Origin of the sequence: Stenotrophomonas sp. TWI1183, assembly GCF_039673115.1 — a bacterium.
Taxonomy (GTDB): Bacteria; Pseudomonadota; Gammaproteobacteria; order Xanthomonadales; family Xanthomonadaceae; genus Stenotrophomonas; species Stenotrophomonas maltophilia_AA.
Genome location: NZ_JBDJKZ010000027.1, coordinates 1 through 19969 on the forward strand (window position 1 = coordinate 1; position 19969 = coordinate 19969).

At 64.5% G+C, this 19969-nt stretch carries 19 protein-coding genes and 1 tRNA gene; 10 read left to right on the forward strand and 10 right to left on the reverse strand.

The window, feature by feature from the left end; genetic code table 11:
• Window positions 1-97: 97 nt before the first annotated feature.
• The 3 genes from mscL to ABE434_RS17895 all read right to left on the reverse strand — a co-directional run bounded on the left by mscL (window position 98) and on the right by ABE434_RS17895 (window position 1660).
• Complete coding sequence (mscL, locus tag ABE434_RS17885) at window positions 98-511, reverse strand: large-conductance mechanosensitive channel protein MscL (protein ID WP_121039325.1); 414 nt, start codon at window positions 509-511, stop codon at window positions 98-100.
• 57 nt (window positions 512-568) lie between these two features.
• Entirely contained in the window at window positions 569-1276 is a 708-nt protein-coding gene (locus tag ABE434_RS17890; protein ID WP_346479764.1) for a fumarylacetoacetate hydrolase family protein, read from the reverse strand.
• A 108-nt stretch (window positions 1277-1384) separates the two neighbouring features.
• Entirely contained in the window at window positions 1385-1660 is a 276-nt protein-coding gene (locus ABE434_RS17895) for a hypothetical protein (protein ID WP_176988368.1), read from the reverse strand.
• A 179-nt stretch (window positions 1661-1839) separates the two neighbouring features.
• Here ABE434_RS17895 and ABE434_RS17900 point away from each other — a divergent pair, with 179 nt between their 5' ends.
• Window positions 1840-2187, forward strand: coding sequence for a Rieske (2Fe-2S) protein (locus tag ABE434_RS17900; protein ID WP_346479765.1), 348 nt, complete (start codon window positions 1840-1842; stop codon window positions 2185-2187).
• Between the two features lie 107 nt (window positions 2188-2294).
• Here ABE434_RS17900 and ABE434_RS17905 read toward each other — a convergent pair whose 3' ends face one another.
• From ABE434_RS17905 to thiS, 4 genes are read right to left on the reverse strand one after another with little or no spacing between them, the layout of a single operon-like run.
• Window positions 2295-4142 (reverse strand): SLC13 family permease, encoded by a 1848-nt coding sequence (locus ABE434_RS17905; RefSeq protein WP_121039313.1) that lies wholly within the window; start codon window positions 4140-4142, stop codon window positions 2295-2297.
• Window positions 4143-4166: 24 nt separating this feature from the next.
• A complete protein-coding gene (trmB, locus tag ABE434_RS17910) occupies window positions 4167-4901 on the reverse strand; it encodes a tRNA (guanosine(46)-N7)-methyltransferase TrmB (RefSeq protein WP_176988370.1) in 735 nt (244 codons plus the stop codon).
• The gene (locus tag ABE434_RS17915) at window positions 4901-5695 is read right to left on the reverse strand and encodes a thiazole synthase (protein WP_070471215.1); all 795 of its coding nucleotides are present in this window, start codon (window positions 5693-5695) and stop codon (window positions 4901-4903) included. The genes trmB and ABE434_RS17915 overlap by 1 nt, the downstream gene beginning before the upstream one ends.
• Window positions 5696-5733: 38 nt before the next feature.
• Window positions 5734-5934, reverse strand: a complete 201-nt coding sequence (thiS, locus tag ABE434_RS17920) for a sulfur carrier protein ThiS (protein WP_176988371.1) — start codon at window positions 5932-5934, stop codon at window positions 5734-5736.
• Window positions 5935-6138: 204 nt separating this feature from the next.
• On the opposite strand from thiS, the gene ABE434_RS17925 reads away from it, so the two are divergent.
• From ABE434_RS17925 to ABE434_RS17950, 6 genes are all read left to right on the forward strand, one after another.
• On the forward strand, window positions 6139-7968 hold the full coding sequence (locus ABE434_RS17925; protein ID WP_346479766.1) for an autotransporter domain-containing protein: 1830 nt from the start codon (window positions 6139-6141) through the stop codon (window positions 7966-7968).
• A gap of 124 nt (window positions 7969-8092) precedes the next feature.
• Window positions 8093-8166, forward strand: a tRNA-Gly gene (locus ABE434_RS17930).
• Window positions 8167-8665: 499 nt separating this feature from the next.
• Window positions 8666-9559 carry a 30S ribosomal protein S6--L-glutamate ligase gene (gene rimK / locus ABE434_RS17935; protein ID WP_179460223.1) on the forward strand — a complete coding sequence of 298 codons (894 nt, stop codon included), beginning with the start codon at window positions 8666-8668 and terminating at the stop codon, window positions 9557-9559.
• 227 nt (window positions 9560-9786) lie between these two features.
• Window positions 9787-10260 (forward strand): hypothetical protein, encoded by a 474-nt coding sequence (locus ABE434_RS17940; protein WP_346479767.1) that lies wholly within the window; start codon window positions 9787-9789, stop codon window positions 10258-10260.
• An 8-nt stretch (window positions 10261-10268) separates the two neighbouring features.
• Window positions 10269-10946 carry a response regulator transcription factor gene (locus tag ABE434_RS17945; protein ID WP_019183933.1) on the forward strand — a complete coding sequence of 226 codons (678 nt, stop codon included), beginning with the start codon at window positions 10269-10271 and terminating at the stop codon, window positions 10944-10946.
• A complete protein-coding gene (locus ABE434_RS17950) occupies window positions 10909-12273 on the forward strand; it encodes a HAMP domain-containing sensor histidine kinase (RefSeq protein ID WP_176988376.1) in 1365 nt (454 codons plus the stop codon). The genes ABE434_RS17945 and ABE434_RS17950 overlap by 38 nt, the downstream gene beginning before the upstream one ends.
• 36 nt (window positions 12274-12309) lie before the next feature.
• Here the strand turns inward: ABE434_RS17950 and coaE are convergent, their stop codons facing one another.
• From coaE to ABE434_RS17965, 3 genes are read right to left on the reverse strand one after another with little or no spacing between them, the layout of a single operon-like run.
• The gene (gene coaE / locus ABE434_RS17955; protein ID WP_346479768.1) at window positions 12310-12921 is read right to left on the reverse strand and encodes a dephospho-CoA kinase; all 612 of its coding nucleotides are present in this window, start codon (window positions 12919-12921) and stop codon (window positions 12310-12312) included.
• 10 nt (window positions 12922-12931) lie between these two features.
• A complete protein-coding gene (locus ABE434_RS17960; protein WP_176988378.1) occupies window positions 12932-13795 on the reverse strand; it encodes an A24 family peptidase in 864 nt (287 codons plus the stop codon).
• Window positions 13796-13802: 7 nt separating this feature from the next.
• Window positions 13803-15062: a type II secretion system F family protein gene (locus ABE434_RS17965; RefSeq protein WP_346479769.1), complete on the reverse strand. Its 1260-nt coding sequence runs from the start codon at window positions 15060-15062 to the stop codon at window positions 13803-13805.
• Window positions 15063-15422: 360 nt separating this feature from the next.
• On the opposite strand from ABE434_RS17965, the gene ABE434_RS17970 reads away from it, so the two are divergent.
• The 3 genes from ABE434_RS17970 (at window position 15423) to pilB (ending at window position 19963) form a co-directional block, all read left to right on the forward strand.
• Entirely contained in the window at window positions 15423-15839 is a 417-nt protein-coding gene (locus ABE434_RS17970) for a pilin (protein ID WP_346479770.1), read from the forward strand.
• Window positions 15840-15937: 98 nt separating this feature from the next.
• Entirely contained in the window at window positions 15938-18028 is a 2091-nt protein-coding gene (locus ABE434_RS17975; protein ID WP_346479771.1) for a sulfatase-like hydrolase/transferase, read from the forward strand.
• A gap of 207 nt (window positions 18029-18235) precedes the next feature.
• Window positions 18236-19963, forward strand: coding sequence for a type IV-A pilus assembly ATPase PilB (gene pilB, locus ABE434_RS17980; protein WP_346479772.1), 1728 nt, complete (start codon window positions 18236-18238; stop codon window positions 19961-19963).
• Window positions 19964-19969: the final 6 nt, after the last annotated feature.

Here is a 19969-nt window from a genome sequence, read left to right on the forward strand (position 1 = left end):
GCTCTGCGCGATGCAGGATATCCGTGGAGCCGGCCAGCGGCCGGCACTACCGTTTCCGTGCTGCCGGCCAGCGGCCGGCACCACCGGTGTTGCTGCCTCAGTGCTTCAGGTTGTCGCGGATTTCGCGCAGCAGCAGCACTTCTTCGCTCGGCGCCGCCGGGGCGGCCGGCTCGGCCTGCTTCTTGCGGGCCAGGCGGTTGATGAACTTCACGACCATGAAGATCGCGAAGGCCACGATCACGAACTGCACCACGGTGTTGAGGAAGTCGCCGTAGCCGATCACCACCGCCGGAATCTCCTTGCCATCTGCGGCGATCCGGGCCGGGGCCAGGGTCCAGGCCAGCTCGGAGAAGTCCACGCGGCCGATCATCCAGCCCAGCGGCGGCATGATGATCTTGTCCACCAGCGCGGTGACGATCTTGCCGAACGCCGCACCGATGACCACACCGACCGCCAGGTCGATGACGTTGCCACGCATGGCGAATTCTTTGAACTCAGTCAGTACACCCATCGGGCTCTCCTGTCGTAGTGGGGAATCAAATGACGCCGCAGCGTAACGCAGCCATTGTCATCCGGCGATGACGCCGTGGCGCTCGGCCACGTTTTCCAAGCGCGCGCTGAAACGGTCGCCCGGCTTCAACGCGGCCACGCCAGACGGCGTGCCCATGAACACCAGATCGCCCGCGCGCAGCGCCCACAGCTTGGACAGCTCGTGCAGGATCTCCGGCACGTTCCAGATCATCTGGTCCAGCAGCGACTGTTGGCGCACTTCGCCATTGATCTCCAGCGACAGGTTCAGCGCGGCCAGATCACCGACTTCGCCGGCCGGCACCAGCTCGCTGACCGGGGCGGACTGATCGAAGCCCTTGGCCGGATCCCACGGATGGCCCTTGGCTTTGGCCTGCGCCTGCAGGTCGCGGCGGGTCAGGTCCAGGCCGACGCCATAACCGAACACCAGCGCCTCGGCCTGGTCGACCGGCAGTTCGCCGGCGGGCGCGTCCTTGCCGATCGCCACCACCAGCTCCACCTCGTGGTGCAGGTCCTGGGTGGCGAGCGGGTAGGGGATCACATCGTCATGGCCGACCACGATCGCATCGGCCGGCTTGCTGAAGAACATCGGGCGGCCGCGATCATCGGCAGACGGCACCGCTGCACCCATTTCGCGCGCGTGATCGGCGAAGTTGCGGCCGACACAGTAGATGCGACGCACCGGAAACGTACCGCCACCGGCGACCGGAATGCGGGGCTGCTCGGGCGGGGGGATTACATCGGTCATGCGTGCGTCCTGTGGAGAGGTTTCGCCGCAGTCTAGAGCGTTTTTCCGGTCCCACAAACAGAAACGGCCGCGCAGGGCGCGGCCGTCATCAGGAGGGAAGCGCGTCGATCAACGCGACATCGGCAAGGCCTGCTTGCGGACCACGCGGTATTCACCGTCCACGACCTGCGACGGAGCGGTGCGCGCACTCTTGCGCTGGGCGAGCAGCTTCCATGCCAGGCCGGCGATGATCATCGCCGCGCCCACGAACACACCGACGAACACCAGCGCGGCCAGGATCGCCAGGCCCAACAGACCGACCGCGACGCGCACCAGCGGATGGCGCGGCTTGCGCGGCGCGAACAGGGTGCGGAATTGGTTGAACTGGAAGAAGCGGCTGTACATGGCACTCTTTTTGGCTGAGGTCAGCAGTGGATGAGTATCCGTGCTGGCTTTTGTCATTGAGTGAAAAAGTCGTTAAACGTACCGCGCGTTCATTGCAAATCAATGACTTGTATTCATCCGGGAGCCAGTGACATGAGTGCGTGAGACACTGTGCCTCCACTGCCCGTTACCTGGATGCCATGTCCGTTCCCGAGACCACCACCACCGCCCTCATCGCCCTGGACGCCTTGGCGGACGGGGGATTTGCCGAAACCGATGTGCGTATCGACGGCGACAGCGAATCGGTGGTGCTGTACCGCGAGGGTGACCAGGTGCGCGCGTGGCTGAACATCTGCCCGCACGCGGGCCGTCGGTTGGACTGGGCGCCGGGGCAGTTCCTGAAAAGCAGGGAAGGGCACCTGGTCTGCGCGGCGCATGGCGCCTCGTTCTCGCTGGACACCGGCGACTGCGTGGCCGGCCCGTGCCGCGGCGATCGCCTGCGCACGGTCCCCGTGCAGGTGCGCGACGGCCAGGTCTGGCTGGGGTGACAACGAACGGCGGGTCGCCAACCCACGGGTAGGTAGCGACCGTTGGTCGCTACGCCCCCGGTGTCGGTCGCACCCGACCGGTAGTGCCGGCCGCTGGCCGGCACACCCTAGAACATGAGGTTGATCATCAGCACCACCACCGCCGTATAGATCAACGACAGCGGGGCGCCGACGCGCCACAGCTCGCGCGGGGTGTAGTTGGCCGGGCCGGTGATCATCGAAATCACCGGGTTCGAGGCGGTCATCAGGTTGTTGGATGCCGACAACGCGACGATCAGCGCGAACGCGGTGGGACTGCCACCGGCGGCCAGCGCCAGGTTCACCGCGATCGGCACCATCACGATCGTCGCGCCCACATGGCTGATCACCAGCGAGAACATCGTGGTCAGCAAGGCCAGCGCGATCTCCAGCACCCACACCGGGATGCCGGTCGGCAGGCGGTCGATGGTATGGCCGGCGATCCACGCCGCCGCGCCACTGCTGTCCATCGCCCAGCCGAGCGGAATCAGCCCGGCCATCATGAACACGGTTTTCCAGTTGATCGAGGCGTAGGCCTCGTCCATGCGCAGCACGCCGGTCAGCAGCATGCCGGCCACGCCGGTCATCAGGGTCAGCGCCACCGGCAGCTTGGAGGTCAGCGCGATCAGGATGGTGATGGCGAAGATGCTCATCGCGATCTTGAACTTGTGCGGCCGCTGCTCACCCTTCGGGTAATCGGTGACCACCACGAAGTCGCGGCTCTTGGCCGCCTGCGCCAGGTCGGTCCAGATGCTGTGGAAGACCAGCATGTCGCCCGCGCGCAGCGCTACGTTGCGCACGTCTTCGCGGATCACCTGCTTGTCGCGGTTGATCGCCAGCAGGCTGATGCCGCGCTGCTTGCGCAGGCGCAGGTCCGAGGCGCTCTTGCCGATCACGTCGGAGGTCGGCGGCACCACCGCTTCGGAAATACCGGCGCGGCTCGGGTTGAACAGATCGCCCAGGTGCTTCAGGCGCGAGGACATCCGCAGGAACTGGTTCTGCGCGAAATCGCTGACCTGCTGGCGCGCGCCCATCACGCCGAGCACGCTGCCGACCCAGATCCGCATCTCGGCCGGCGGGGCCAGGCGGGTGTCGTTGCCGGTCTTGAGCGCCAGCAGCAGCGGCGCGTCATGCACGTTCTCGGCCTCGCCCAGGGTCATGCCGACCAGCGGGCTTTCGGCGGTGACCACCAGCTCGAACACATCGCCTTCGATGCCGTAGGTCTTGGCGAAGTAACTTTCGGTACGTGACGGGGTGACGCCGTCATTGGCCAGCGTCTCTTCCTCCACCAGCTTGCGGTCGCCGAAGTAGCGGAAATACAGCAGCGAGGCGATCAGCAGGGCCACGCCGATCGGCAGCGGCGCGAACATGCGCAGCGGTTCGATGGTGGCCAGGCCGGAGGGCAGGTTGTTGTTGGCCGAGGCCAGCAGATCGTTGAGCAGGATCAGCGGCGAGTTGCCGACCATGGTCAGCGCGCCGCCCATCACGATCGCCGCGGCGATCGGCAGCAGCAGGCGCTGCAGGGTCAGCCCCGTGCGCGCAGCCAGGCGCGAAGCGACCGGCAGGTACAGCGCCATCACCGAGGGATTCTGCATGAACGAGGAGTTCAACCCGGCGATCGCGGTGGTCATCATCAGCAGGCGCGTTTCCACGCCGTGCCCGCGCCGCAGCAGCCATGCCGCCAACCGGTTCAGTGCCCCGGTGCGGTCCAGGCCCGCGCCGAGGATGGTGGTGGCGATGATGCTCATCACCGCGTTACCGGAGAAGCCGCCGAAGATCTCCTCCGGCGCGATCAGCCCGGTGACACCGAGCACCACCAGCACCACCAGCGCCACCACGTCGGCGCGGATGCGCTCGAACAGGAACATCGCCATCGTGAAGCCGACCAGCCCGAGGACGAGCTTCATGTCGGTAGTCAGCGTCAGCGCGGTATCCATGGGGTGGCGCGGTTCCTTGAGGGATCAGGTGCGGTCGTACAACAGGTCCCACACGCCATGGCCGAGTTTCTGGCCACGGGTTTCGAAATGGGTCTGCGGGCGCCATTCCGGACGCTCGACCTGGCCGCGCGGACCGGCGCGGTTGGTCAGCCCGGCAGTGGCGTCGAGCACCTCCCACATCTGCTCGGCATAGTCTTCCCAATCCGTGGCGCAGTGCAGGCGGCCACCCACGCGCAGCTTGCGCACCAGCAGCGCGGCAAAGCCGGGCTGGATCAGGCGACGCTTGTTATGGCGTTTCTTGTGCCACGGGTCTGGGAAATAGATGCGCACTTCATCCAGCGCACCATCGGCGATTTCCTTCTCCAGCACCTCCACGGCATCGTGGTGGTACAGGCGCACGTGGTCGGCGTCGTCGTCGGCCAGGGCGTTGAGGAGGCGGCCCACGCCGGGCGCGTGCACTTCCAGGCCGATGTAATCGCGGCTGGGATCCTGCTGCGCGGCGAAGCGCAGCGCCGCACCGTTGCCGAAGCCGATTTCCAGCACCTTGTGCGCATCGCGCCCGAAGGTGGCATCGAGATCGCGCGGCTCACCGGTGAAGTCCAGCCCGAAGCGCGGCCAGCGGTCATCGAACGCACGCTGCTGGGCCGGGGTGAAGCGGCCCTGGCGCAGCACGAAACTGCGGACCTCGCGGCGGCCTTCGGTGATGGTGAAGGGCTTGGGCGGTGCCTTGGCACCGGCGCTGTCGAAAGGATTGGTCATCAGCCGATCAACCCGTCGATCGGCGAGGAGGCACTGGCGTAGCGCTTGCGTGGAATGCGCCCGGCCAGGAAGGCTTCGCGACCCGCTTCCACGGCCTTGCGCATCGCGCTGGCCATCAACACGGGGTTGCGCGCACCGGCGATGGCGGTGTTCATCAGCACGCCATCGCAGCCCAGCTCCATCGCGATCGCCGCATCGGAGGCGGTGCCCACGCCGGCATCGACGATGATCGGCACCTTGGCGTCTTCGATGATCTGCAGCAGGTTGTACTTGTTCTGGATGCCCAGGCCCGAGCCGATCGGCGCAGCCAGCGGCATCACCGCGGCGCAGCCGATCTCTTCCAGGCGCTTGGCCAGGATCGGATCATCGGAGGTATAGACCATTACCTCGAAGCCGTCCTTGACCAGCTGCTCGGCCGCCTTGAGGGTCTGCACCACGTCCGGATACAGGCTCTTCTGATCGCCGAGCACTTCGAGCTTGGTCAGGTTGTGGCCGTCCAGCAGCTCGCGGGCCAGCCGGCAGGTGCGCACGGCGTCCTCGGCGGTGTAGCAGCCGGCGGTGTTGGGCAGGATGGTGTAACGGTCCGGCGGCAGCACGTCGAGCAGGTTCGGCTCGCCCGGGTTCTGCCCGATGTTCGTGCGGCGGATCGCCACGGTGACGATCCGGGCGCCAGCGGCCTCGGTGGCCAGGCGGGTTTCTTCCAGATCCTTGAACTTGCCGGTGCCGGTGAGCAGGCGGGAAGCATAGGTCTTGCCGGCGATCACCAGCGAATCAGTGGGGGCAGGTGCATTCATGGCCCGAATTATCGCCTATCACGCGTCACGATGCTGCCTCAACCACCGCCCAGTGCATGCACGATCTCGACCACGTCGCCTTCGCGCAGGCCGTGGCTGGCGTGCTGGCTGCGGGTGACGATCTCGCCGTTGACCTCGACCGCCACCCGGCGCTCGAGCAATTGCTCGCTGTGCAGCAGGTCATGGACGGTGGCGGTGTGCGGAAGCTGGCGGTTCTCGCCGTTGAGCTGGATGTTCATGACGGTATTGTCCCCCAATCACACCACAGTGCGTACCCTGTGCGCCCCGCGGCAGAGGTGCCGCGAGCGCCAGGCCAACGATGGCCGGGCGGCGGGGCTGGGGCGTTCATGCCGCAGCGCAGCGTGATGCCGGCGGGGTGCAGTGGAACCATGCACCGTGCGCCGGCGTACGTCCGCCGTCTTCCCCACCTTCAAGGAGTTTTCATGTTGCTCAGCAAACGCCCGATCCGCTCCCTCATGGCCGTGGCCATCGCCCTGGCGGCGATGCCGGCCATGGCGCAGTCGCCGTACACCAAGACCGTCTTCATCGGCGACAGCCTGTCCGATGCGGGCTACTTCCGTCCGCTGCTGCCGGCCTCGGTACAGCCGGTGACCGGCCAGTTCACCACCAACCCGGGCTGGGTCTGGGCCGAGCACGTGGCGCATTACTACGGCACCAACGGTGCTGCTCACGGCAACGGCCAGAACGGTGACAACTACGCCATCGGCGGCGCCCGTGTCGGCGTGGACACCAGCCAGATCCTCGCCCCGGGCGCGCCGGCAGTGCCGGTGTACTCGCTCAAGACGCAGACCGCGCAGTACCTGGCAGCCAACGGCGGCAAGGCCGACCCGAACGCCCTGTACTCCGTGTGGGGCGGTGCCAATGACCTGTTCGCCATCCAGGCCGGCGCACCGCTGGTCGCGACCCTGACCAACGCGGTCCGCGACCAGGTTGGCATCGTCGGCACCCTGAAGGCGGCCGGCGCCGAGTACATCGTCGTACCGACCATTCCGGACGTCGGCCTGACCCCGGGCGCCCGCGCCGGTGGCCCGGCCGGCATGGCCGCCGGTACCGCGCTGGCCAAGGCCTACAACGACGCCCTGTTCGGTGGCCTGAAGGCCGCCGGCCTGCAGGTGATCCCGGTCGACACCTTCCACATCCTGCAGGAAATCGTCGCCAACCCGGGCGAGTACGGTTTCGTCAACGTCACCAGCCCGGCCTGCACCACGGCCTCGTCGCTGACCTGCAACCCGACCAGCTACGCCACCCCGAACGCCGCCAACAGCTACGTCTTCGCCGATGGCGTGCACCCGACCACCGCCACCCACGAGATGCTGGGCGAGTACACGCTGTCGATCCTGGAAGCCCCGCGCAACCAGCAGATCCTGACCCACTCCGCGCAGACCATCGGCCGCTCGCGCGCCGACCAGGTGAGCTGGCACGTCGACGGCCGTCCGGCCGATGGCCTGAGCTGGTGGGGCAACCTGCGCGGCGACATGCAGCGTTATGCCCACGCCGATCTGTACGACGGCATGGCCCCGGCCGGCCTGTTCGGTGTGGATTGGGCGCGTGACGGCATGGTGGTCGGCGGCTTCGCCGGCTACGGCCGCATGGATGCCGATTTCGGCCACAACAAGGGCGACTTCACCCAGTCCGACACCACGCTGGGCCTGTTCGCCGGCTGGTATGGCGACCGCGCCTGGGTCAATGGCCAGCTCAGCTACAGCTGGCTGGACTACGACGTGACCCGCAAGCTGCAGCTCGGCCCGGCCACGCGCATCCACAAGGGCTCGCCGGAAGGCAGCAACCTGACCGCCGCGTTGAACGCCGGGTATGAGTTCGGCACCGAGGGCGGCTTCCGCCACGGTCCGGTCGCCGCCGTGATCTGGCAGAAGGTGAAGCTGGACGGCTACACCGAGTCCAACCCGAGCGCCTCGGCGCTGGGCTATGCCGACCAGGACACGGACTCGACCGTCGGCCGCGTCGGCTGGCAGGCCCGCTTCGACGGCGGCAACGTCAAGCCGTACGTCCAGGTGACCTATGACCACGAGTTCGAAGACGGCAAGCAGGCCAGCGCTTGGCTGCAGTCCATGCCGGACGTGGGCATGTACAAGGTGCCGGGCCTCGAGTTCGACAAGGATTACGCCACCGCCGTGCTCGGTGCGCGCCTGAACCTGTGGGGCCTGAGCAGCAACATCGGCATGAGCACCACCTCGATGCAGAAGCGCGCCCGTGACGTGTCGCTGTTCGCCAGCTTCGGCGGCAGCTTCTGATCCAACGTGCGCAGCGCCCGTCCGCGGGCGCCGCGCACGCATGCTGAAAGCGTGAAACAACGGGCGGCCCAGTGCCGCCCGTTGCGTTTGAGGGCCCCGCCCGAATAGACTTACGCCGCGCCTTGCGGGTGTAGCTCAATGGTAGAGCTGTAGCTTCCCAAGCTACTGACGAGGGTTCGATTCCCTTCACCCGCTCCACAATCCACTGGGTTTTCGTGGAGACCGGCGTTCCGTTACGTCAGGACGGAACGGTATTTAACCCCCAACTCCGCAAGCGACCGACATCGAGCGCCGGCAACAGGTGCGGTCAGTTGGGTGGATTGCATCCGGTGGAGTTTTTCAAACACCGTGAGAGTGCGCCGTAGCACAGGACTTGGCCCGTTGGTTTGGCCATGCACGCTTGATAAGCGATGTAACAAGCATCACACGGCGTCGATTGAGCAGTGGCAGAGCCAATGCCCAGCGTGAGCGCGACAGCCGCAATAGCAACAGACAGCCTGAGTCCAATCTTCATGCCATGTCTCCGTTGATTGCCCTCCATGGGCGCAACTGACGCTACAGACACTGTGGCGCGCTTTCAATCTTGCAATGCCGCAAGCGCAATCATCTCGCTCGAGCCTGTCGGGCAGCGGAAATCGACACCTCGGCCACACGCGCCACACGCTATGCTTCGCGCTTTCCCGCCCCCTGCGCCGCGATGAAACTCGCCATCCTGTCCCGCAACAGCAAGCTGTACTCCACGCGCCGCCTGGTGGAGGCCGCGCGTGCGCGTGGCCATACCGTGCGCATCCTCGATCCGCTGCGCTGTTACATGCGGATCGCGGCGGACGGCTTCACCATGCATTACAAGGGGCGGCCGATCACCGGAGTGGACGCGGTGATCCCGCGCATCGGTGCCTCGGTGACCCGCTATGGCACGGCGGTGCTGCGCCAGTTCGAGATGATGGGCGCGCGCACCCCGAATCCCTCCGATGCGATCCTGCGTGCCCGCGACAAGCTGCGGGCGCATCAGATCCTGGCCTCCAAGGGCATCGACATGCCGGTCACGGTGTTCGGCGACAACCCGGACGACACCGTCGATCTGCTTTCGATGCTCGGCCCGCCGCCGCACGTGGTGAAGCTCAACGAGGGCACCCAGGGCCGTGGCGTGATCCTGACCGAGAAGGCCAGCGCCTCGCGCGGCATCGTGGAGGCGCTGCGGGGGCTGTATGCCAACTTCCTGATGCAGGAGTTCATCGGCGAGGCCCAGGGCGCCGACCTGCGCTGCCTGGTCGTCGGCGACCAGGTGGTCGGGGCGATGCAGCGGCAGGCCCCGGAGGGCGACTTCCGTTCCAACCTGCATGCCGGCGGCAGCGCCCGCGCCGCCAAAGCCAGCCGGGCCGAACAGCTGGTGGCCGTGCGCTCGGCCAAAGCCCTGGGGCTGGGGGTAGCGGGGGTGGACCTGATCCGCTCCAGCCGCGGCCCGCTGGTGCTGGAGGTCAACTCCACCCCCGGGCTGGAGGGGATCGAGGCGATCTGCCAGGCCGACCTCGCCGGACGCATCATCGACCACGTTGCTTCGTTGAAAAAGCCTGCAAATACAAAGAGTTGATGCGTGCTTTCAAGGTCGGGAAGGGTCTTAACATCGGTTTAATCGGCCCCGGCGTAGGCTCTGTCGAACCGCAGCTCTGCCCTCCTCAGCAGGATCGGTAATCGGGAAACACCTTCAGGCCCAGGCGGAAACGCCTGGGCCTTTTTCTCCCTGACCTCCAGCACTTGCTGCCACTGGCAGGCCCGGCATACATTCGGCGTTCACTTCACAGCACGGATCAGCTCGACATGAAGCGTTTGACGATGGCCATGGCGGCCGCGGCACTGGCACTGGCAATGGGAAGCGCCGCAGCGGCGCCGAAGAACAAGGAAATCTTTGAACCCGGCAAGCCCCTGGCTGAACAGATCACCAAGATCGAAGCGGACCTCAGCGACGGCGAGACTTACTCGGAAATCACCCTGGATCAGCGCAGCCGCGTCCGTGAAGCCTTGGGGCGCATGCGTGGCATTGTCGAGCGCAACGGCAGCGAGGCCTCTCTGTCGGCGGCCAACCGCAGCGAACTGTTCAACGACCAGCAGGTGGTGCACACCGTTTTGACACAGGCGCGCGAAGATAGCCGTCTAATATGCAGGCGTGAGCGCGTGGTGGGCTCCAACATGCCGCAGACGCAGTGCATGACGGTTGCCCAGCGGGAACGGGTCAAGAATACGTCCCAGAGCAGCATGGACCGCGCACAGCGCGTCGGTCGTTTTTCCAACTAGAGGTCACAGTGCGAATCCTTGTAATCGAAGACAACAGCGACATTGCCGCCAACCTGGGCGATTACCTCGAAGACCGCGGCCACACCGTGGACTTCGCTGCCGATGGCGTCACCGGCCTGCACCTGGCCGTCGTCCATGAGTTCGACGCGATCGTGCTGGACCTCAACCTGCCCGGCATGGATGGGATCGAGGTCTGTCGCAAGCTCCGCAACGAGGCGCGCAAGCAGACCCCGGTGCTGATGCTGACTGCCCGCGATTCCCTGGACAACAAACTGGCCGGCTTCGATTCCGGTGCCGATGACTACCTGATCAAGCCGTTCGCGCTGCAGGAAGTCGAGGTGCGTCTGAACGCCCTGTCGCGTCGCGGCAAGGGCGTGCAGACCCGCGTGCTGGAAACCGGTGACCTGGAGTACAACCTGGATACGCTGGAAGTGCGTCGCCAGGGCAAGCTGCTCCAACTCAACCCGACCGCGCTGAAGATCCTGCAGGCGCTCATGGAGGCCTCGCCGGCCGTCGTCACCCGCCAGGAGCTGGAAACCCGCGTGTGGGGCGAAGAGCTGCCGGATTCGGATTCCCTGCGCGTGCATATCCACGGCCTGCGCGCCGTGGTCGACAAGCCCTTCGAGGTTCCGATGATCCAGACCCGTCATGGCATCGGATACCGCATCGCCGCGCCGGAAGCCTGATCCGGTGACGGGCAGGGGGGGGCGTCGCCGCGCGCCATACCGGCGCCGGCTGCGCAGCCGCATCATCGTCTCGTTCGTGCTGTTGGGCTTCTGCCTGACCACGCTGTTTGCGTTCGCCACCAACTGGACCCGCGCCCGCGTGGAGAACCAGCTGGTCGAAGATGTCATGAACCGCAACATCAACGAGTACGCCAAGCGTTTCGCGGCAGACCCCTCGCGCAGCCCCGACCTTCCGGTGCAGCAGATGTACGCCCGACTGGTCCGCCCGGACAAGTTCGAGGCGCTGCGCCTGGAGCAGCCGGACTGGTATGAGTTCAACGATGGCATCCACGGTGTCAGCGGCGTGGATGACGGCGGCAAGCCGTTTTCCTACAAGCTGGCGGTACGCAAAACGCCAGAGGTGTGGTTCTTCCTCGCCTATGACATGACGGAGAGCATCCGCGGCGAGAGTCAGCTCAACCGCGCGCTGTTCTTCTCGGTCCTGGTGTTCAGTGTGCTGTCCCTGGTCCTGGGCTGGTGGTCCGCCTCCAAGGTGATGAAGCCGGTGTCCGATCTGGCCGCCCGCCTGCGCGCGTATCGCGGTGGCACCAGCGAACCCGAACCCCTGGCACCGCGTTTCCCGGACGATGAAGTGGGCCAGCTGGCCCAGGCGCTGGATGACTATTCCGCGCGGCTGACCGAAGTGGTGCAGCGCGACCGTGAATTCAACGCGGACGTCAGCCACGAACTGCGCACGCCGCTGGCCGTGATCCGCGGCGCCACCGAGCTGCTGCTGACCCGCCCGGACCTCGATCCCAAGGTGCTGCAGCGCCTGCAGCGCATCCAGCGCGCCGAACAGCAATGCACCGATCTCATCGGCGCGCTGCTGCTGCTCTCGCGCAACGAGCGCGGACAGGGCAGCAGCAATGTCGCCCGGGTCTCGGAGCAGCTGCTGGATTCGCATCGCGCCCAGCTGGGTGGCAAGCCGCTGGAGCTGGTCCTGGAAGGCAACCACGATCTGGTGATCGACGCGCCGGAGTCGGCCCTGTCGGTCGCACTCGGCAACTTGATCGGCAACGCCGTGAAGTACTCCAAGGAAGGCGCGGTGCGGGTACGCGTCGGTGCCAACGCGGTCGAGGTGATCGACAGTGGCCCGGGGCTGAGCGAGGAAGATGCGGCCAAGCTGTTCCAGCGTGGCTACCGCGGCACGCACGCGGGGCATTCGCAGGGCGGCGGTATCGGCCTGTCGATCGTCAGCCGTCTGTGTGACCTTTATGGCTGGCAGGTCAACGTCCGCCCGGGTGCCGGGCGCGGCGTGATCGCCACGCTGACGTTCTCCCCCGCCTGACACGGTAGAGCCGACCGTTGGTCGGCTCCTCCAGATCTACCGCGCCGCCAACTCCCGATAGGCCCGATCCAGCCGCTCCACATGCGCCTGTAGTTGGTCCGGGTGACCGTCATTGACCACCACGTCGTCGGCCAGGGCCAGGCGCGCCTCGCGGCTGGCCTGCGCGGCGATCATGCGGTCGGCCAAGGCGGCGTCGATGCCATCGCGCTGCATCAGCCGCGCGTGCTGCACGGCCACCGGCACGTCCACCACCAGGATCCGGTCCAGCCAGGGATACTGCTGGCGGCCGCCGGCCTCGGTGAGCAGGGGAATCGCCGCGATCGCATACGGTCCCTCGGCCTGCTCGCAGGCCTGGCGCAGCTGCTGGCGGATCGCCGGATGGGTGATCGCCTCCAGCGCCTGCCGGTCCTGCGCCGAATCGAAGATGCGCGCGCGCAGTGCCGCGCGGTCCAGCTGGCCGTCGGCCAGCAGGATGTCGGTGCCGAAGTGAGCGGCAATCCGGGCGAGCCCTTCGCTGCCGGGGGCCACCACCGCGCGTGCGGCCAGGTCGGCATCGGCCACGGTGATGCCCAGTGCCTCGAAGCGGCGGCTGACCTCGCTCTTGCCGGCGGCAATGCCGCCGGTCAGCCCGATCACGAAGCGGCTCATCGCGCGGCCCTCAACGCAGGCCGGCGTAGCTCAGGTAGCCGTTGATCAACGGCTCGCCCCACATGAACACGATCCAGCCGGCGATGGCCAGGTACGGCCCGAACGGGATCGGCGTGGCCCGGTCGCGGCCGCGCGAGTACAGCCAGATCGAGCCGATGATGGCGCCCACGATGGACGAGAGCAGGATGATCGGCAGGATGCCCTTGAGTCCGCACCAGGCGCCCAGGGCCGCCAGCAGCTTGAAATCGCCGTGGCCCATGCCTTCCTTGCCGGTCAGCTGCTTGAACAGCCACCACACCGACCACAGCGACAGATAGCCGGCCAGCGCGCCGAGCAGGGCCGGTTTGGCCGGCATGTAGAGGTTGTCGCTGGCCGCGATCAGGCCGAGCCACATCAGTGGCAGGGTCAACTGGTCGGGCAGCAGCTGGGTACGCAGATCGATCCCGGACAAGGCCACCAGGAAGCAGCTCAGCACGATCGCACCGAAGCCCTGCCAGCCAAAGCCGAACTGCCAGACGCTGGCAGCCACCAGCACGGCAGTCAGCAACTCCACCAGCGGGTACTGGATCGAGATCGGCGCATGGCAGTGGCGGCACTTGCCGCGCAGGGCCAGCCAGCTGAACAGCGGGATGTTCTCGTACCAGGACAGCTTGTGCTTGCAGTGCGGGCAGTGCGAGGGCTCCACCACGATCCCGGGCGGTGGCGGCTCGTAGATGTCCGGTTCTTCCAGGACCTCGCGCGCATCGCGCTTCCACTCCCACTCCAGCCGCTTGGGCAGGCGCAGGATCACCACGTTGAGGAAACTGCCGATCAGCAGTCCCAGTCCGACCGCGGCGGGGTAGCCGAGACCGGGATGCTGGTCGAGAAATGCCATTGATTAGTTATCCAACTACCGCGCCGAGTTTGAAGATGGGCAGGTACATGCCGATCACCATGCCGCCCACGATGGTACCAATGAACACCATGATCATCGGTTCCAGCAGGCTGCTCAGGGCGTCCACGGCATTGTTGACCTCCTGCTCATAATACTCGGCCACCTTGAACAGCATGGTGTCCAGCGCGCCGGCCTCCTCGCCGATGGCGGTCATCTGCACCACCATGTGCGGAAACAGGTTGATCTGCTTCATCGCCATGTTGACCGGGTAGCCGACCGACACGTCATCGCGCATGCGCAGCACGCCTTCCTCGTAGACCTTGTTGCCGGTAGCGCCGGCGACGATGCCCAGCGCCTCGACCAGCGGCACGCCGGCCTTGAAGGTCACGGCAGTGGTGCGGGCGAAGCGGGCGATGGAGCTGTTGTGCATGATCTGGCCGATGACGGGCACTTTCAGAATCCAGCGATCCATCGTGTGCTGCATCTTGGGAGAGCGCTTGTAGGCAAAGATGAAGCCGAAAATCGACCCGAGAGTTATGCCTAGCATCGCCCACCAGTACGACACCATGAAGCGGGACGCTGCGACGATCATCTGGGTAAATGCAGGCAGCTCAGCGCCGAAGCCCTTGAAAACCTCTTCGAACTGCGGCACGACGAAAAGCAGCAGGATGGCGCTGACGATGATCGCCACAGCCACGATCATGGCGGGGTAGAACAAGGCCTTCTTGATTTTGCCCTTCAGACCTTCGATGTTCTCTTTATAGGTGGCAATCGTATCCAGTACGGTTTCAAGCACACCTGCGCCTTCACCTGCACGAACCAGGTTGCGATAGAGCTCGTCGAACTGGACGGGATGACGGCTGATCGCCTCGTAAAGCGAAGACCCGCCTTCGATGTCCGTGCGAACGGAGTCGACCAGCTTGCGCATTCGCGGGTTCTTATGGCCGCTGCCGATGATTTCCAGCGAGCTGACAATCGGCACACCTGACTTCATCATGATCGCCATCTGGCGGCTGAAGAAGGCGATGTCCTTGGCACCGACGGGAGAGCCTGCCGACCCGAAGAGTGGCTTGGGCTTGGGCTTGACCACACTGGGCATGATCCCCTGCCGGCGCAGTTCCGCGCGAAGCAGGTTGGCGTTCTTGGCGGGCTGTTCGCCCCTCATCTTGATGCCGCGTTTGTCGGTCCCCTCCCAGACAAACGGCTGCAACTCCATGGTGCTACGCGCCACGGGTTCTTTCTTGATTGCGCTACGGCTGACAGACATACAGGGCTCCCCAGCCACACCATCCCCAGGCGGGCTATCTCGCCGCATGGTAGCCGGTTCCGGGAGGCGTTGGCAGTCCTGCCCGGCGTCGGCCTTGGACAACGAAGCCGGACCGGGCGTGTCAAAAGGTGACGCAACTGGTCACATTGCAGGATGCGTCGCAAATTGTTGTGAGGGGGGTTCCAATCCTGAAGATTGGTGCCATCATTGCGCCGGGGAATGCTGGGGAGCATTGCTGGCACTGTTGGCACGCAACCTGCTTCGATCCACCCGCACGGGCGCCCGCCTCGCTCACCCGGTTCGCCGGTCAGGCAACGGCCCAGTGCCCTATCGATATTTCTACCTCTAGGGGATGTACTCATGAAGAAGCAGCAGGGCTTTACCCTGATCGAACTGATGATCGTTGTGGCGATCATCGCCATCCTGGCTGCCATCGCGCTGCCGGCTTACCAGGACTACACCATCCGTTCGCGCGTTTCGGAAATGGCTGTGCTGGCTTCCGGTGCGAAGGCCACCATTGGCGAAAATATCGCCAATGAAAATGACATCAATGCAAATGCTTGCCGCGGTGTTGCCGAGTTCAGCACTGCGACCAACAACACCGAGTCGCTGGCGTGCAGCGAGGGTGTCGTCACCGTGACGGGGACGGACAAGGCGGCTGGTGTTGTTCTCACTTACACCCCGACCATCGTCAGTGCGGGAATCAACTGGGCCTGTGGCTCCACCAGCCCGGCCAAGTACCTGCCGGCTGAATGCCGTACTGCCTCCACCCCGTAATTACGGTTGGTGCACGAGGGGCTGGGCATGGATTGTCCAGGCCAACGGTAGAAGGGGGTCCTGCACTGCAGGGCCCCTTTTTTTGCTGAGGACAGGGAATGAAGAATGTTGCTTTTCGTCAGTACTTGGCGGCAAGCCTGGTCGGGCTGGCGCTGGTTGCCGTGCAGGTTCATCAGTTGGTATTGCGCTTTGGAACCGAAGGTGCAAACCCCCGCGCCGATCTGATGCAGCATCAGATGGCAATGGAGCTCATGGACAAGCCGGGCTTTCTGGTCGCCATCCTTCTGTTCGCAATGTTTGCGCTTGCCAGTCACCTTGCCCTCACGACGATGGCAGTTTGGATTTACCGGAGGGCATGTGCGCAGGTACTTCCCCTCAGGCGTGACTCATTTGCATATTGCATGGTGTTCCTGACTGCGGTAGTGCTGTTGGCCATGTTTGCCAACCGCTGGCTATACCCCCTTTCCGCATCCTTCATCGATGTTGAATTGTTGATGATTCAACCGTTGTCGCCCCTGTTGATATGGGGCGTCAGTCTCCTTGTTGGCGGCGCGTTCGTGGTGTCGATCTATTCGATTTTCCGTCGCCGCAGGAGAATTGCTTTCGTCGCCATAGTCGCGACCGGCGCTTTGGCATTGACCGCATGGAGTCGCGGGGATGGTATTCGCGAAGACCCGCAGAATGGGCTGCCGGATGTCATCGTGCTGGGCGTGGATTCGCTGCGCCCTGATTACATTGCTGCCTATGGTCAAGTACCGGCGGGAATTGCACCGAAAATTGACCAAGTGTTGAGCGAGGCACTCGTGATGGAAGACGTCCGCACGCCCTTGGCGCGTACCTTCGTTTCCTACAGTAGTCTGCTGACTGGGCAGAACCCAATCAGCCATGGGGCGCGATTCAATCTGTACCCCCGGAGCGAGTTCAAGCGAGACGATAATCTCGCCTGGCAGCTCAAGAAGCATGGCTATACGACCATGCTTGCGATGGATGAGTCGCGCTTTGCCAACTTTGACGGCAGCTTTGGATTTGATAAGACGATCGTCCCGAAGGTGGGTGCCATCGACTTCGTAGTGGGCGGCAGCTTTGACCTGTTTGCTACGAATTTGGTCTTGGCAGCGATTCCGCCTACCGATGCCCTGAGTACAATCCAAGGCAATCGTGCGGCTTATCGAAGCTATCGGACGGATGACCACCCTGAGCGGATGATTGCAGGGCTGAGACAGACGCCAGGCTCAGCCCCGCTATTTCTTGTCAGCCATCTTTGCCTGCCACACTGGCCCTACCTGCCAGGCGGCCTGAAGAAAGACAGCTCACTGGCTTGGGTCAACAAAGTTCCAGGTTATGCGGATTCGCCGATGCAGTATCTGCGGGCTGTTGCCGAGGCAGATGCTCAATTCGCTACCGTCATCGAAGAACTTAAACGCCTCAATCGGCTGGATAACGCCATCCTGATCGTGATGTCGGATCACGGCGAGGATTTCGCCTTGGAGCGCGATCAATTGGAGGTGGCGGAGACAGGGCAGATGGCTGGCTCATACGGCCATGGCAGCTTTGCACTGTCAGATGTTCAGAATCATGTGGTCATGGGTATCCAGCGCTACAGGGCTGGCAGACCGCAATGGTCCCATCGCAGGGTCAAAGGCGCAGGCTCGGTAATCGATGTTGCCCCCACCGTTGCTGATCTCATTGAAATGAATGGTGGGCAATACGAGGGCATCTCCTGGGTGAGTGCGATCAACGAAACCGGCGATCTTCCTTCCCAGCGAATCCGTTACTTTGAAAATGGCTTGCGCTCTGCAGGTGTAGAGCGTGCCCATATCGATGAGCGTGCTGTGGCGGACGAAATGTCCTATCTATATCGGGTCACGACCGATGGGCGTTTCGAAATCCGACCAGAGCTTCTTCCCCAGAAGCTGCGCGAGAAACAGCGGGGAGCGATGCTCGGGAGCATCGGGGTCATGACGGATCCGGTTTCGAACAACGCACTGGGCGCGTCGGGCTGCTGGAGGATGGTTGATCACGCGCGCGGCACCATCAGCTGTGTGGGCTTCCCGGCCCCTGACCCTGTTGCGGCAGAGCTGCAAAGGGCCGTGTGCAGCTATTACAGTAGAGACGCGGGCGTGGAGGCTGAGTGGTGTACCAACCATCCTGCACCTGCCCAGCCCTTGACGGCCTACAGGACCCGCTAGGGTGGAATGATGTCTGCCGGTTATGATGCCTGCAGGTGGTTGTGGAGAGCGCCGGGACGGGGATTCCGGCGCGATCGAAATGATGGATCAGTTGTGACTTCCGGGATTGGAAGCGCGGTGAAGGGCGATGATCTGCCCCAGCCGTGGCCTGTTGGCTCATTCGATGCGTGTGCGCTGCGAAGCCGAACAACTGAAGAAGAGGTTTAGATGAACGCCGTTACCACAGCCAATCTTGTCGGGATCACCGGAATCGCCCGCCGCCTAGTGCAGGACGGCGCATTGGATGAATCCGCAGCCCGGGATGCCATGTCAAAGGCCGCTGCCGCAAAGCAGCCCCTGCCGCAGTGGTTCGCCGAGAAAAGGCTGGTTACGAGCGCCCAACTTGCCGCTGCCAATTCGCTCGAGTTCGGTATGCCGCTGCTCGATGTATCGGTTTTTGACAACAACCTGAACGCCATGGGGCTGGTGAGTGAGGAGCTGCTGCGCAAGCACCACGTACTCCCACTGTTCAAACGTGGCGGCAGATTGTTCGTTGGCACCAGCAATCCGACTCATTCACTGGATGAGATCAAGTTTCACACCAACCTGGTGGTGGAGCCGATCCTCGTCGATGAAGACCAGATCCGCCGTACGCTGGAGCAGTGGCAGTCCAAGCAGGACACGCTGGGCTCGGCGCTTGGGGGGGATGATGAAGGCATGGGCGACCTGGATGTCGCCATGGGTGACGAGGAGGGAGGGACCTCGGACTCCGGCGTCGACGCCAAAGGAGACGACACCCCCGTTGTAAAGTTCGTCAACAAAGTCCTCGTCGACGCCATTCGCAAAGGCGCCTCGGACATCCATTTCGAACCCTACGAAGACGACTATCGCGTGCGCCTGCGCATCGATGGCCTGCTCAAGAACGTGGCCAAGGCCCCGGTCAAGCTCAACCAGCGCATCGCCGCGCGCCTGAAGGTGATGGCGCAGCTGGATATTGCCGAGAAGCGCGTGCCGCAGGATGGGCGCATCAAGCTCAACCTGTCCAAGACCCGCCAGATCGACTTCCGCGTCAGCACGCTGCCGACCCTGTTCGGCGAGAAGGTGGTGCTGCGTATCCTCGATGGCAGCGCGGCCAAGCTGGGCATCGACAAGCTCGGCTATGAGCCGGCCCAGCAGAAACTGTTCCTGGATGCCATCCACAAGCCGTATGGCATGGTGCTGGTCACCGGCCCGACCGGCTCGGGCAAGACGGTGTCGCTGTATACCGCGCTGGGCATCCTCAACGATGAAACGCGCAACATCTCCACCGCGGAAGATCCGGTCGAAATCCGCCTGCCCGGCGTCAACCAGGTGCAGCAGAACGTCAAGCGCGGCATGACCTTCGCCGCGGCGCTGCGCTCGTTCCTGCGCCAGGATCCGGACATCATCATGGTCGGCGAAATCCGTGACCTGGAAACGGCCGAGATCGCGATCAAGGCTGCGCAGACGGGCCACATGGTGCTCTCCACGCTGCATACCAACGATGCGCCGCAGACCATCGCGCGCCTGATGAACATGGGCATCGCCCCGTACAACATCACCAGCTCGGTGACGTTGGTGATCGCCCAGCGCCTGGCCCGCCGGCTGTGCAACAACTGCAAGCGCCCGGTGGAGCTGCCGGCCAACGCGCTGCTGGCCGAAGGCTTCACCCAGGCCCAGCTGGACGCGGGCATCAAGCTGTTCGAGCCGGTTGGCTGCGATGAGTGCACCGAGGGCTACAAGGGCCGTACCGGTCTGTACCAGGTCATGCCGATGACCGATGAGATCTCCACGATCGTGCTGGCCGGTGGCAATGCGCTGCAGATTGCCGACGCTGCGCAGCTGGCCGGGGTCAATGATCTGCGCCAGTCGGCGTTGATCAAGGCCGCGGCCGGTGTGACCGGTCTGGCGGAGATCAACCGGGTCACCAAGGATTGATCAGCG

Bases quoted from the DNA above. Each gene is read 5' to 3' on its own strand.
- ABE434_RS17915 (WP_070471215.1), bottom strand. From the start codon at position 5,695: ATGAATGCACCTGCCCCCACTGATTCGCTGGTGATCGCCGGCAAGACC.
- ABE434_RS17950 (WP_176988376.1), top strand. From the start codon at position 10,909: ATGGCATCGGATACCGCATCGCCGCGCCGGAAGCCTGATCCGGTGACG.
- thiS (WP_176988371.1), bottom strand. From the start codon at position 5,934: ATGAACATCCAGCTCAACGGCGAGAACCGCCAGCTTCCGCACACCGCC.
- ABE434_RS17970 (WP_346479770.1), top strand. From the start codon at position 15,423: ATGAAGAAGCAGCAGGGCTTTACCCTGATCGAACTGATGATCGTTGTG.
- coaE (WP_346479768.1), bottom strand. From the start codon at position 12,921: ATGAGCCGCTTCGTGATCGGGCTGACCGGCGGCATTGCCGCCGGCAAG.
- ABE434_RS17905 (WP_121039313.1), bottom strand. From the start codon at position 4,142: ATGGATACCGCGCTGACGCTGACTACCGACATGAAGCTCGTCCTCGGG.
- ABE434_RS17890 (WP_346479764.1), bottom strand. From the start codon at position 1,276: ATGACCGATGTAATCCCCCCGCCCGAGCAGCCCCGCATTCCGGTCGCC.
- ABE434_RS17975 (WP_346479771.1), top strand. From the start codon at position 15,938: ATGAAGAATGTTGCTTTTCGTCAGTACTTGGCGGCAAGCCTGGTCGGG.
- ABE434_RS17925 (WP_346479766.1), top strand. From the start codon at position 6,139: ATGTTGCTCAGCAAACGCCCGATCCGCTCCCTCATGGCCGTGGCCATC.
- ABE434_RS17960 (WP_176988378.1), bottom strand. From the start codon at position 13,795: ATGGCATTTCTCGACCAGCATCCCGGTCTCGGCTACCCCGCCGCGGTC.
- rimK (WP_179460223.1), top strand. From the start codon at position 8,666: ATGAAACTCGCCATCCTGTCCCGCAACAGCAAGCTGTACTCCACGCGC.
- ABE434_RS17965 (WP_346479769.1), bottom strand. From the start codon at position 15,062: ATGTCTGTCAGCCGTAGCGCAATCAAGAAAGAACCCGTGGCGCGTAGC.
- trmB (WP_176988370.1), bottom strand. From the start codon at position 4,901: ATGACCAATCCTTTCGACAGCGCCGGTGCCAAGGCACCGCCCAAGCCC.
- mscL (WP_121039325.1), bottom strand. From the start codon at position 511: ATGGGTGTACTGACTGAGTTCAAAGAATTCGCCATGCGTGGCAACGTC.
- pilB (WP_346479772.1), top strand. From the start codon at position 18,236: ATGAACGCCGTTACCACAGCCAATCTTGTCGGGATCACCGGAATCGCC.
- ABE434_RS17900 (WP_346479765.1), top strand. From the start codon at position 1,840: ATGTCCGTTCCCGAGACCACCACCACCGCCCTCATCGCCCTGGACGCC.
- ABE434_RS17940 (WP_346479767.1), top strand. From the start codon at position 9,787: ATGAAGCGTTTGACGATGGCCATGGCGGCCGCGGCACTGGCACTGGCA.
- ABE434_RS17895 (WP_176988368.1), bottom strand. From the start codon at position 1,660: ATGTACAGCCGCTTCTTCCAGTTCAACCAATTCCGCACCCTGTTCGCG.